The organism is Alistipes sp. AF14-19 (genome assembly GCF_003461645.1).
Lineage (GTDB): Bacteria > Bacteroidota > Bacteroidia > Bacteroidales > Rikenellaceae > Alistipes > Alistipes shahii.
The window spans coordinates 23,644-36,643 of the sequence record NZ_QTXM01000010.1 but is presented as its reverse complement, the minus strand read 5'-3'; the positions used below and the strand labels follow the sequence as shown (position 1 = coordinate 36,643).

The window sequence follows — 13,000 nt, the reverse complement described above, 5'->3', positions numbered from 1 at the left end:
CGCCATGAAGGCGACGCCCCAGACCTTCCTGCGGTTCATCGCGGGCGCGGCGGTTGCCGCGGCCGTGCTCTTTCTGGTCTGGTATTTCTCCTCGATCGTCGTCTACATCCTCGTTTCGGCCGTGCTGGCCGTCATGGGCAATCCGCTCGTGAAGTTTCTTTCGGGGCTTCACTTCAAGGGCTGGCAGGTTCCCCGCTGGCTGGCCGCGCTGGCGACCCTCGTGGTGATCTGGGTCGTCCTGGCTACGCTGTGTTCGTTGTTCGTGCCGCTGGTCTTCAACAAGATAAACCAGTTCGCGCACGTCGACTTCGCGGCGGTCGTGGGGAGCATCGGCGAGCCGATCGCCCGGATGCAGCACGATTTGCAGGCGCTTTTCTCCCTGCCCGAGAGCACTTTCTCGCTCTCCGACGAACTGACGGCCGCCCTCCGGCAGATCATCGACATCAATTCGCTCAACACGATTTTCTCGTCGGTCATCAACCTTGTGCTTTCGTCGGTGATCGCCATTTTCTCCGTTTCGTTCATCACCTTCTTCTTCCTCAAGGAGGAGGGCCTGTTCTACGCGATGGTCACCTCCGTTTTCCCGGAACATTATCACGGCAACATCACCCGTGCGCTGGATTCGGTGACGGTCCTGCTGGCGCGCTACTTTACGGGTATCCTTTCGGAAAGCCTGCTGCTCACGATCGCCGTGACGCTGGTGATGATGGCCTTCGGGATGAAGGCCGCCGACGCGGGGTTCATCGGCCTTATCATGGGTGTGATGAACGTCGTGCCTTACGCCGGGCCGCTGATCGGCGGCGTGGTCTCGGTCTTCGTGGGCATCGTCTCGCCGATCGAGGGCATGAGCGTGGGGCATACGGCTTTCGTGATCGCCGGGTCGCTGCTGATCCTCAAGGGCATGGACGATTTCATCCTCCAGCCGACGCTCTATTCCGAACGAGTGAAGGCGCATCCGCTCGAAATCTTCCTGGTGATTCTCATTGCCGGGTCGCTGGCCGGAATCCTGGGCATGCTGCTGGCGATACCTTCCTATACGGTACTGCGTGTCTTTGCCAAGGAGTTCTTCTCGCAGTTCCGGCTGGTGCGTAAACTGACCGAAAAAATCTGATGGAACGGATTCTGATCGAAGGCGTTGTGGAGCACGGACGCCGACTCGGACGTGAGTTGGGTTTTCCGACGGCCAATCTGGCCGTTCCGGAGGACGTCGCCGCTGCCGACGGGGTCTACCGTTCGCGTGCGGAGGTCGGCGGGAAAGTCTATGACGCCATGTCGAACCTGGGCCGCAACCCTTCGGTCGGGGGTGTCGAGCGGCGTTTGGAGACGCATATTTTCGACTTCCGCGGCGAACTTTACGGCCGTCGGCTGCGGGTCGAACTGCTCGAAAAGATCCGCGACGAACGCCGGTTCGCTTCGGTGGAGGAACTGCGCGGGCAGATTGCCAGGGACAAGGAATATATTTTAGGATTGAAATAATGTGTCCGTATTTTGGTCAAAAACCCGGTTGCGTTGCGACAAGCCCCTCCCGAGGGAGGGGTTTGGGGTGGGGTCAGACTTGTAAACGCGGCGGTACGCCGCGGGTCTCAACCGGGCAGATACGGACGAACGATGCGATAACTTAAAAACATACTGCTATGTATATTGACAACACTCTTCCCTATAAGGTTGCCGACATGTCGCTGGCCGAATGGGGCCGCAAGGAGATCGAGATTTCCGAGCATGAAATGCCCGGCCTGATGGCCGTGCGCCGCAAATACGGACCCGAAAAGCCGCTGAAAGGCGTACGCGTGATGGGTTCGCTGCACATGACCATCCAGACGGCCGTTCTGATCGAGACTCTTGTGGAGCTGGGCGCCGACGTGCGCTGGTGCTCGTGCAACATCTTCTCGACGCAGGACCATGCGGCCGCCGCGATTGCCGCCGCAGGCGTCCCGGTCTTCGCGTGGAAGGGCGAGACGCTGCCCGAATACTGGTGGTGCACCGCCATGGCCCTTTCGTTTCCCGGCGGCAAAGGCCCGCAGTTGATCGTCGACGACGGCGGCGACGCCACGCTGCTGATCCACAAGGGTTACAAGGCCGAGAACGACGCCTCGACGCTCGATTACGAACCTTCGTCCTACGAAGAGGAGGTGATCCTCGGCACGCTGAAAAGCATTTTGGCCGAGGACCCCGAAAAATGGCACCGTACGGTCGCCGAATGGAAGGGCGTGAGCGAGGAGACCACCACGGGCGTACACCGCCTCTACCAGATGCAGGAGGCCGGCGAACTCCTGGTTCCGGCCATCAACGTCAACGATTCGTGCACCAAGTCGAAGTTCGACAACCTCTACGGCTGCCGCGAGTCGCTGGCCGACGGCATCAAGCGCGCCACGGACGTGATGATCGCCGGCAAGGTGGTCGTCGTGTGCGGCTACGGCGACGTGGGCAAGGGCTGCGCCCGCTCGATGCGCTCCTACGGCGCCCGGGTGATCGTCACGGAAATCGACCCCATCTGCGCCTTGCAGGCCGCCATGGAGGGCTTCGAGGTGAAGACCGTCGAGAGTACGCTCGCCGAGGGCAACATCTATGTCACCTGCACGGGCAACTGCGACATCATCACGCTGGAGCACATGGAGCGGATGCGCGACCAGGCCATCGTCTGCAACATCGGCCATTTCGACAACGAAATCCAGATGGCGCGCCTCGAAACGTCCGGGGCCGTGAAGTTGAACATCAAGCCGCAGGTCGACAAGTTCACTTTCCCCGACGGCCATTCGATCTTCATTCTGGCCGAAGGCCGTCTGGTGAACCTCGGCTGCGCCACGGGCCATCCTTCGTTCGTGATGTCGAACTCCTTCACCAATCAGTGCCTCGCGCAGATGGAGCTGTGGCAGAAGGAGCACGCGGTCGGCGTCTACCGCCTGCCGAAACACCTCGACGAGGAGGTGGCGCGCCTGCACCTGGACAACCTCGGCGTCGAACTGACCCGCCTGACCCGGCGTCAGGCCGACTACATCGGCGTTCCGGAGGACGGTCCCTACAAGGCCGAGCACTACCGTTATTGATTTCAGGGGCTTGCCTCTTTCGTTTGTCCGGCCCGGATGGAACATATGCTCCTCCGGGCCGGACTGCGTTCGCATTCTTCTCCCGAAACCCTGTCAGCAGGGCGGTTTTTCCGGATTGTTTCCCGTTATTCGCATAAAAACACCTCTCCGATTAAGAACTTTTGCGATTTTAGGGTACTTAATCAATAGAAAGCATGGACCCGACCGACATCCGTTACATCCTCGACGACCTGGCCTGCAATGCTTCCCAGGAGGCTTTGCAGGAACTTTATATGCTTTATTACAAGCGTATAGCCCGTTATATCGGATTGTATGTCCGCTATGACGGGGCTGTTATGGAACTGACTTCCGATGTGTTCTTCGCGGTCTGGGAGAACCGTCTTGAACTTCCCGAAATCCGGAATTTCAATGCTTATATCTACCGGATCGCCAAATTCAAGGCATTGAATTATCTCCGGAAACGCAACCTGCCCACCGTCAATCTGGACGAAATGCCGCTGGACCTTTTCGCCCGCACCAGCACGACTCCCGAGGACGACTGCATTTCCGCCGAGACCGTCCGCGAGATAAACCGTGCCATCGAGTCGCTGCCGCCCAAATGCAAGCTGGCCTTCAAACTGGTGCGCGAGGACCGGATGTCGCACCGCGAAGCGGCCGAGACGCTCTATATCTCCGTCAAAACCCTTGAAGTGCACCTGGGCCATGCCGTGCAGAAGATCCGCGAGGCTCTGCGCAAGAAAAATATTTGCTGATCCGTTAAGAACATTCCGCCGTTTCCGGTACTTAATCCATAAGACATGAAATCAAAAACAGACATACGCACCCTTTCGGAAAAGGAACTCAACGCCCGGCTTGTCCGTGATCTCACGGAGGCTTGCCCGGCCGGTGAACGCGAAGCCCTCGCCGCCTGGCGGGCCGCCGATCCCGCGCATGAAGAGGAATACGCTCGGATCAGGAGCTATTGGAACGCCCGCGTGACGACGACCCGCAGCATTGACCCGGAGCGGGAGTTCCGGAAATTGCAGCGGCGGATCGCTGCCGGCTCCGAATCGCGCAGGAGCGGCATGCTGCGCCTGCTCGCCACTCGTATGGGGCGTTATGCGTCGATGGCCGCCATGCTGGCCGTGGGACTGTTCTGCGGATGGGCGCTGTCCGGTCCCCGTGCTGCCGAAAGGTTTGCCTTCATCACGGGCAGCAGCATTTCGTCGTTCGAGCTGCCCGATGGCAGCCGCATTACCCTCGATAAGGAGAGCCGTCTGGAATACGACGGTGATTTCGGCAGGGACGAGCGGAACGTGCGGCTTGTCGGCAAGGGCTTTTTCGAAGTCGAGAAGATGCCGGACAAACGATTCGTTGTCGAGATGGGCGATGTGCAGGTCTCCGTGCTGGGCACGACTTTCGATGCCAGCAACCGGACTGAAGAGGGCATTGTCAGCGCTTCGCTGGTCGAAGGGTCGGTCGCGTTCCGCGCCGGAAATCAGAATCTGCGGTTGACGCCTTCGCGCCGGGCCGTTTATCATGTCGGAAGCGGCGAAATCACCGTCAGCGAATTCGATCCTGAGATCACGACCGCCTGGAAGGACAATCTGTTCCGCTACAAATCGCTCACTCTGGAGGAGGTCCTCGAACAACTCTCCGCGCGTTACGACGTCCGCATCATCACCGATGCGGGAGACGTCGGCCGGACCCGCTTTTCAGGTGCGCTCGAAACACGGCTGTCCGTCGAGCAGGCGCTCGACATCGTGAGCCGCCAGACCGGCATGGAGTGGAGCAAACTCGACAATGTCTATTTCGTTACCAAACGCTGAAAATCCAACCCGATAATACCGAACTCCTAAATTTTCCGATGCCTATGAACTGACAAGATCCCTGTCTTCGCCTTTCCGATTTTTGCGGCTTCCGCCCGAACGGATGCCGTTCTGCTTCGGTCCGATGCCCCGATCGCGGCAACGTACCAATACCTTTAAACTTCCAACCCGGAAACAATGAAACCAAACTTTACCAACGCATTTTTTCAGAAGACACGCTGCTTGCGCACCGTCCTGCGCCGTGCGGTCGTGTGCATGCTGTTGCTGGGCACGACGGTCGTTCACGCCCAGGAACGGAAAATCACCGTGGATACCCGACAGGAGGTGACGCTCGTGCAGCTTTTCCGTCAGGTAGAAGCCTCCAGCGACTATCTGTTCAATTACAAGGACCAGGATGTGGCGGACATCCGTGTTTCGGTGAAGGTCGCCGACGCCTCGATCCAGGAGGTGATGGATCTGGCATTGGCGCGCACTTCGCTGACCTATACCGTCAAGGGCCGCCATGTCATCATCGGACAGTCCGCAGCGCGGTCTGCCGGAACCCCCCCCCGCACCGATTCCCGGCCGGTGGCCCTGACGGGGCGTGTTACCGATGAAAAGGGCATGCCGTTCGTCGGCGTCACCATCATCCAGGAGGGAACCACCAACGGATGCGTCACCGATGCCGACGGCAACTACCGCATCAGCGTCCCGGTCGGGGCGTCCGTCTCGTTCAGTTATATCGGCTACAAGACCCAGCGGACGCATGTCGGCGTGCAGACCCGTGTGGACATCCGTCTCGAACCGTCGGACATTTCGCTGGAAACGGTCGTGGTCACGGCCCTCGGCATCAAGAAAGCCGAGAAGAGCCTGGGATATTCGCTCCAGCAGGTCAACTCCGACGCTTTCGACAAGGTGAAGACCGATAATCCGATCAACGCCCTGAACGGCAAGGTTGCCGGACTTACGGTCAATACCCGCGCCGGCATTCTGGAAGATCCTCCGATCAAGCTGCGTGGCGAGACCCCGATCTACGTCATCAACGGAACGCCCGTGACCTATTACCGCGGCGTTTCGTCGGACGACATCGAATCGATCACGGTCCTGAAAGGTCCGCAGGCGGCCGTGCTTTACGGTTCGCGCGGCGCCAACGGTGCGATCCTGATTACTACCAAGACAGGCGACGACATCGGCGAGAAGACCGAGATCACGCTCAACTCCTCGACGATGTTCACCGCCGGGTACCTCACCCTGCCCGAGCAGCAGAGCATCTACGGTACGGGCGATTTCGGCCAGTATTCCTACCTCGACGGCAAGGGCGGCGGCGTATACGACGGTCTGTGGACCTGGGGCCCGAAACTCGACCAGAAAGACCCCACCACGCCGAGCGGTTATTTCGAGACCGTACAGTACAACAGCCCGATCGACCCCAAGACGGGGAAGCGGATTCCGACGCCTTTCGTCTCCCACAAGGACAATTTCCGCAATTTTCTGCAACAGGGCCTCACCACGAGCAACAACGTCAGCATCTCCCATAAATTCAAGGAGGGGTCGTTCCGCATCAGCCTCAACCAGCTCTACCGCCGGGGGCAGACTCCCAACACCGATCTCAAGCGCTTCGGCGTCAATATGGCGGCCAACTACAACATCACCAGGAAGCTGCATATCAATGCCAGCATGATCTACAACTATACCTATTCCAAAAACCGTCCCTGGTCCGGTTACGGCAATTCGCATCCGTATTACAACATTCTGGTGTATATGGGCGCCAACAACGACATCCGCGATCTGCGCAATTACTGGGAGGAGGGGCAGGAAGGCTACGCCCAGCGTAACTGGAACCACGTGTGGTTCAACAATCCCTGGTTTGTGGCCGAGGAGTACACGCGTCCTTACAGCGAACCCGAGCTGATCGCTTCGGCGTCGCTGGACTACGACATCACCGACGACCTCAATTTCATGGTCAAGGCCGCCACCGACTCCAAACACCAGAACCAGGAGGAGTGCAAACCTTACGCCTGGGTGGGCAACGACCGCGGTCTCTATTCGGTCGGCAGCGACCGCCGCGTCGACGTCAACCTCGACGCCATGCTCTCGTACAAGAAACGGTTCGGGGAGTTCGACCTCGACGCCATGCTGGGTGTTTCGCTCTTCAACTACCAGCGCAATTACCTCTTTTCGACGACCGAGGGCGGACTCCAGCAGCCCGATCTCTACAACCTTTCCAACTCGCAGAACACCCCGTCGACCACTTCGAAGATCGAACGCCGCCGCATGGCCGGCGCTTACGGGTCCGTCACGCTGGGTTACCGCGATGCATTCTACCTTTCGTTCACCGGCCGCAACGACTGGTCGTCGACGCTCAACAAGAACAACCGCTCCTTTTTCTATCCGTCGGTGGCGTTCAGCGCACTGATCACCGAGGCGGTCAAGCTTCCGAAGGCTGTTTCCTTCTGGAAAGTCCGCGCCTCGTGGGCCAAGGTCGGGTTCGACCAGTCGACCGTCTACATGTTGCAGGACACCTATTCGTTCAATACCTACTGGGACGGCAATGCCGCGTTCACGCCTCCGACCACGATCATCGATCCCAATATCAAACCCTATTTCACGAGTTCGTTCGAGGTCGGCACGGACCTGCGCTTTTTCGGCAGCCGCCTGCGTTTCGACTTCAGCTATTACCGCACCTACGACGAGGGCCAGATCCAGAAGGTCGACATCAACCAGTCGAGCGGCTACGAGGAGATGCTCACCAACGGCAACGACTACCGCCGCGAAGGATACGAACTGATGGTCGGGGCCACGCCGATCAAAACCAAGGATTGGAAATGGGACATCAGCTTCAACTGGTTCCAGACCCGTAAGTACCTCGACAAGATTTACAACGGGGCCTATAACTACAACAACCTCAAGGTGGGCGACCGTGCCGATGCGCTCTACGAGAGTGTCTGGCAGCGTGATCCGCAGGGCAATTTCATCGTTTTCGAGAACAACGGGCGTCCCATCGAAGACCCCTTCAAGCGTGTGATCGGCTATGCCGGCGCCGATTGGGAGTTCGGCATCTCGTCGACGCTGCGTTACCGCAACTGGAGCCTGTCGTTCGACATCGCGGGCCGTGTCGGCGGTGTCATCCGTTCAGACCTCAACGCCCGTATGATCGAAGCCGGAACCCACAAGCTCACGGCCGCTCCCGAGCGGGAGCTGGACTGGACGAAAACTCCGTCGTACATCCCTTCGAACGCCGTGGTGGTGGTCGACGGCGACATCGAGTATGACGATCACGGCAATGTGCTCTACGATACGCGCGGCTACGCCCCTTCGACTACGCCCGTCTATTTCAAAAGCTGGATCGGCTACATGGGTAAGCTCAACGGTCCCTACACGATGGGTTACAACCTTTTCAAGGGCGATTTCATCAAACTCCGCACGATGTCCGTCGGCTACGATTTTTCGGATTTGCTCTCCGGCAGCCGGATTTTCAAGGGGCTTGAACTCTCCGTTATCGGCACCAACCTGCTCATCTGGAAGAAGCTCGACAACGAAGACCCCGATGCGGCTTACAAGAATTTCTCCTATCCGACCGAACGCATGATCGGCTTCAATCTTACCCTCAAACTCTAATACGGATATGAATATGAAACGCTTTCTCTCGATATTTTTCGTCCTGCCGTTGGTGTTCGTTTCCTGCGACCTGACCATGGACGAGGTGAGCCAGGACGTGAACAAGCCGACGCAGGTGCATCCGAAAACCATCCTCACACAGCTCTGCATCACGACTTTCGGCATCGAATACTACGGTGTGCAGCCCTACCGGCTGGCCTGGCAGTGGGATCAGCGCGGTGGCGGCGGCCATTTCAACTTCCAGCGCCGCAATTTCATCAGCGAATACCGCCGTGTGACCTGGTGCTACGACATGATCCGCGAAGCCGAACGCCTCAACGATCCCCGTTACATCCACCTTGCGGCATACTTCCGTGCCAGCTGGATTTTCGACACCACCCGACTGTTCGGCGACGTGCCTTACACCGAGGCTGCGCAGGGACGCTTCGACGATCCGAACTTTTCGCCCAAATACGATCCCCAGGAGGAGATCGTGGCCGGGCTGCTGCGGGAGCTTGCGGCGGCCAACGAGGCCCTGGGGGACTACGACAATACCAAAATCGACGGCGATGTGATCTTCGGCGGCGACATTCGCAAGTGGCGTCAGCTGATCAATCTTTACCGCCTGCGCATCCTGATCAACTGCTCGATGAAGCAGACCATCGCCGGGGAGCGTGTCGGCGAACTGTTCGCCGGCATCGTCGGCGATCCGGAGGGCAACCCGATCATGGGGACGTTGTCCGACAGCGCCATCCGCGACGAAAAGGGCAATATGGAGAATTACAAGTATTACAACGACAACAATTTCGTTTCGTCGTACCGGATCTCCAAGTTCGTCGTCGACTGGATGCGGGAGCGCGGGGACATGCGTCTGCCGAAACTGGCCGAAATGATGATCAAGCTGGACGGCAAGAATGCCGATCCCACGGACCTTGCGAATTACAAGGGCGTCATTCCCAATCCCGGCGCTACGGGCGACAACAACAATACCGACATGGAAGACGGGTCGCAGTCGCGCCTGAAGTCGAAATGGTATCTGGAGCCGGTCGGTCCTTCGGCCATGAACATCGGCTATCCCGAGCAGGAATTCATCCTCGCCGAAGCCGCCCTGCGGGGCTGGACCGACGACGATCCGGAGACCCATTACCTGAACGGCATCCGCGCTGCGCATGAGTTCCTGGGGGTGAGTTCTGCCGACACCCGGGCCTACCTGGGGCACGAAAAGGTGCAGTTCAAGGGCAGCGACACCGAAAAACTGGGTAAGATCATCACGGAAAAATACCTCAATTTCTTCATGCAGGGCGGCAACGAGGCCTATTTCGAACTGCGCCGTACGGGCTATCCCGATTTCTCGGCCTACCTGACGCACAACACCGACCAGATTTACAACGACGGCTACCTGCCTCTGCGCTACCGCTATCCGCAGTCGGAGATCGACAACAACAATGCGCAGGTTTCCGAGGCGATCAAGCGTCTGGACAAGGGCGACGACCGCAATTCACGGATGTGGCTGTTGCAGGGTTCCGATCCGCTCTTCAACCCCGCTCCGTTCCCGTTCCGATATAAAAACTGATAAAAGCAAAACACCATGAATACTTTCCATATTACGAACCGACTTCTGAAATCGACCCTTTTTTGCGGACTTCTGCTGTTCAGCTCCTCGGCCCTCTCGTGCAGTTCGGACGACGACGGCGGCGGCAACGGCGGCACACAGCTGGAATGGCTCGAACCCATCCGCGTGGCGAGCTACAACATCCAGTATGACAACCGCAACGAGGAGGCCGGACGCTGGGAGAACCGCAAGGAGATCGTCTGCCGGCTGCTCGAAGCCGAGGATTTCGACATCTTCGGTGCGCAGGAACCCTACAAGTTCCAGATCGAGGATATGGCCGCCGCCCTTCCCGGATACACCTGGATCGGCACGAGCGTGACGGGCGAAGACAATGTGGAGCGCCGTCATTTCAATCCGATATTCTACAAGACCGACAAATTCGAAGTGCTCGAAAGCGGTTCGTTCTGGTATTCGGAGACGCCCAACGTTCCCAATACGAAATTCTCCGACTCCTATTCCCCGCGCATGTGCAATTGGGCGCATTTCCGCGTGAAGGCCACGGGCAAGGAGTTCTTCCACTTCAACTCGCATTTCGACCATATCGGAACCGTCGCCCGGGCCGAGAGCGCCAAGCTGCTGATCGAGAAGGTCGCGGAGATCGCCGGAAAGACCCCGGCCTTCTGCACCGGTGACTTCAACTCGAACCAGCAGACCAACGTCTACAACACGATCGTTACCTCCGGGACGCTGGTGGACAGCTATGCCCGTACGACCGATAAGGTCAACGCCGACTGGCCCTCCTACAACGGTTACAAGTATATCTCCACACCTCCGGCCAAGGCTTCGCGCATCGACCATATTTTCGTGACCAAGGGCCGGACGAAGGTGCAGTCGTGGGCGATTGTCAACACCTCGTATTCGCAGAAGTACCCTTCGGACCATTTTCCGGTGGTCATCGAGTGGTCCTTTGCCAAATAACGTATATCCATGCCTAAAAGAAACTGAACAATGAACACATACTTCATCAAGCGGTTTATCGCCCGTACGGCGGTCGTGTTGAGCGCCGCGGCGCTCTTCTGCGGCTGTTCGGACGACGACGAGACCTCCACGCTGCATTTCGACAAGCCCGAGGTCGTCATCGGCCCCGAGAGCAGCACCGCCTCTTTCATCCTGCGTTCGGACACGTCGTGGAAACTCCACAGCGACGCGGACTGGTTCACACTCAACCTGACGAAGGGCGCCAAAAGCGCCTCGGTGATCATCACCTACTCGGAGAATACCTCGATGACCGAGAAGCGTACGGCCGTCATTACGGCCACGACGCTCTCGGGCGACGCCAGCGACTCGTTCATCCTTTCGCAAATGCCCGTCGAGTCGTATATCCGTCTCGAAACCGAAGCCCTGCCGATTTCCGCCACGGCAGCACACCACGAAATCGCCGTTGAAACGTCCGTCGATTCGGGCATCGACCTCTCGGTCAGCTACGGGGACGAGGAAGGCGGGGCATGGATCGAAAACCTGACCCTCGCCGACGGAAAACTCGCATTCGACGCCGGGGAGAACGACTCGTCTGAACGGCGCATCGCGGTGATTTCGCTCCTCTATCAGGATGAGTTCGGCCGCACGACCGAAGCGGCCGTACGTATCACCCAGTCTTTCAGCATGAATCCCTCTGCCGCCACGGAAAAGGACTTCGCCTTTGCGGCAGCCCTCGGGACCGGCGACGTGGAGGAAAACGTCTACGTCACGGGGCAGATCGTGCTCGACGGACGCAATGCCAACTTCCCGAATCGGCGTTATTCGATTCAGGACGCCGAAGGCCGTGCGCTGCTCTTCGAGTCGACGATCGACCTGGGCGTCGCCCGCAACGACCGTGTAAGGCTCTGGCTGCTGGGCAGCACCGTGAAGGAGGTTGCCGAAGGGACGTTCACCTATAAAGTTTTCACGGGTATCGCCGCCGAACATATCATGCAGAAAGAGGCCGGTTCGCCCGTACAGCCCCGCGAGGTTTACATCCGCGATCTGACCGACGAGATGCTTTTCTCGCTGGTCCGGCTGCGCGACGTGGAGATCGCGATGCCTTACGGCGGTCTTGTCAACTACGACGAGTACTATGTATCCGGCGGCGGCGTCAATGTCTACGGCAAGAATCTCACCAAGTACTACAGCACGTGCCTGCGCGATATCAACGGCGACCATCTGTACATGTTGACCAATTTCGGCGTGGATTACCGCCGTCATTCGCTGCCGATGGGTTCGGGAACCGTCACGGGCATCCTGACCCGCGAGTACAACTCCAATTTCGGGGAGATGGGCGCTTTCCAGATCCGTCACCTCACCCAGGCGGAGATCGCCCTCGACCCTTCGCGCGAGAACAGCTTCAGCAAGGTGCTCGTCGAGTGGACCTGTGTCAAACCCGCCGGATTCAAGGAGGGCGTGACCCACGTCGCCCCGACGACCGGCCCGGCGTCCGCCTCGCTCTACAAGAGCAATGCCGACGGTTTCTACAACGCCTTCCTCGCCGGCAGCGGCCGCATTTATTTCGGCAACAAGCCGCGCGGCGACGTCGACTCGAACGGTCAGGGTACGGCCAATACGGTCAAGGGCGGCGGTATGTATTCGGCGCTGTGGGATACGGACACCTACTGGCTTATCAGCAACGTCTCGACCTCGGGAATCCGTTCGCAGCTGTCGTTGCAGATCGAGACCAATTCGCTGCTGGCTACCGGACCGCGCGATTTCGTAGTCGAATATTCGACCGACGGTACGTCGTGGACGGCCGTTCCGGGCGGCAGCTATACCGTCATCGGCCAGTGCGACTCGAAAAATGCGCTGCCTCATTACATGCCCGGCTTCAAGGTCTTCGACTTCGCCCTGCCCGCCGCTTTGCAGGACAAGGCGTCGGTCAGCATTCGTCTGCGCTGCGCCAGCCTGACCGGAACCGACGGCAAGTCGTCGGTCGTGCCCAACGCCACGAACCGGCTGGGCCACGTATCTATCAAGTATAACAAGTAAATGAC

At 58.8% G+C, this 13,000-nt stretch carries 9 protein-coding genes; all 9 read left to right on the top strand.

The features are described from left to right. The first annotated feature begins 4 nt into the window (after positions 1-4). A complete protein-coding gene (locus DWW03_RS09760) occupies positions 5-1,111 on the top strand; it encodes an AI-2E family transporter (RefSeq protein ID WP_118406678.1) in 1,107 nt (368 codons plus the stop codon). Beyond that, positions 1,111-1,476: a riboflavin kinase gene (locus tag DWW03_RS09755; RefSeq protein WP_022062580.1), complete on the top strand. Its 366-nt coding sequence runs from the start codon at positions 1,111-1,113 to the stop codon at positions 1,474-1,476. Before DWW03_RS09760 ends, DWW03_RS09755 begins: the two co-directional genes overlap by 1 nt. A gap of 158 nt (positions 1,477-1,634) precedes the next feature. Next, positions 1,635-3,044, top strand: coding sequence for an adenosylhomocysteinase (ahcY, locus tag DWW03_RS09750; RefSeq protein WP_022062579.1), 1,410 nt, complete (start codon positions 1,635-1,637; stop codon positions 3,042-3,044). 194 nt (positions 3,045-3,238) lie between these two features. After that, positions 3,239-3,796: a sigma-70 family RNA polymerase sigma factor gene (locus DWW03_RS09745; RefSeq protein WP_015547867.1), complete on the top strand. Its 558-nt coding sequence runs from the start codon at positions 3,239-3,241 to the stop codon at positions 3,794-3,796. Between the two features lie 45 nt (positions 3,797-3,841). Next, a complete protein-coding gene (locus tag DWW03_RS09740; RefSeq protein WP_022062578.1) occupies positions 3,842-4,852 on the top strand; it encodes a FecR family protein in 1,011 nt (336 codons plus the stop codon). Positions 4,853-5,029: 177 nt separating this feature from the next. Further along, positions 5,030-8,449 carry a SusC/RagA family TonB-linked outer membrane protein gene (locus DWW03_RS09735; RefSeq protein ID WP_118406677.1) on the top strand — a complete coding sequence of 1,140 codons (3,420 nt, stop codon included), beginning with the start codon at positions 5,030-5,032 and terminating at the stop codon, positions 8,447-8,449. 13 nt (positions 8,450-8,462) lie between these two features. After that, positions 8,463-10,001 carry a SusD/RagB family nutrient-binding outer membrane lipoprotein gene (locus DWW03_RS09730; RefSeq protein WP_181989617.1) on the top strand — a complete coding sequence of 513 codons (1,539 nt, stop codon included), beginning with the start codon at positions 8,463-8,465 and terminating at the stop codon, positions 9,999-10,001. 15 nt (positions 10,002-10,016) lie between these two features. Next, positions 10,017-10,958, top strand: coding sequence for an endonuclease/exonuclease/phosphatase family protein (locus DWW03_RS09725; RefSeq protein ID WP_015547864.1), 942 nt, complete (start codon positions 10,017-10,019; stop codon positions 10,956-10,958). Between the two features lie 30 nt (positions 10,959-10,988). Then, positions 10,989-12,995 (top strand): DUF5689 domain-containing protein, encoded by a 2,007-nt coding sequence (locus DWW03_RS09720; RefSeq protein WP_118406675.1) that lies wholly within the window; start codon positions 10,989-10,991, stop codon positions 12,993-12,995. The last annotated feature ends 5 nt before the right edge of the window (positions 12,996-13,000 follow it).

Bases quoted from the DNA above. Each gene is read 5' to 3' on its own strand.
- DWW03_RS09730 (WP_181989617.1), top strand. From the start codon at position 8,463: ATGAAACGCTTTCTCTCGATATTTTTCGTCCTGCCGTTGGTGTTCGTT.
- DWW03_RS09760 (WP_118406678.1), top strand. From the start codon at position 5: ATGAAGGCGACGCCCCAGACCTTCCTGCGGTTCATCGCGGGCGCGGCG.
- DWW03_RS09740 (WP_022062578.1), top strand. From the start codon at position 3,842: ATGAAATCAAAAACAGACATACGCACCCTTTCGGAAAAGGAACTCAAC.
- ahcY (WP_022062579.1), top strand. From the start codon at position 1,635: ATGTATATTGACAACACTCTTCCCTATAAGGTTGCCGACATGTCGCTG.
- DWW03_RS09720 (WP_118406675.1), top strand. From the start codon at position 10,989: ATGAACACATACTTCATCAAGCGGTTTATCGCCCGTACGGCGGTCGTG.
- DWW03_RS09745 (WP_015547867.1), top strand. From the start codon at position 3,239: ATGGACCCGACCGACATCCGTTACATCCTCGACGACCTGGCCTGCAAT.
- DWW03_RS09735 (WP_118406677.1), top strand. From the start codon at position 5,030: ATGAAACCAAACTTTACCAACGCATTTTTTCAGAAGACACGCTGCTTG.
- DWW03_RS09755 (WP_022062580.1), top strand. From the start codon at position 1,111: ATGGAACGGATTCTGATCGAAGGCGTTGTGGAGCACGGACGCCGACTC.
- DWW03_RS09725 (WP_015547864.1), top strand. From the start codon at position 10,017: ATGAATACTTTCCATATTACGAACCGACTTCTGAAATCGACCCTTTTT.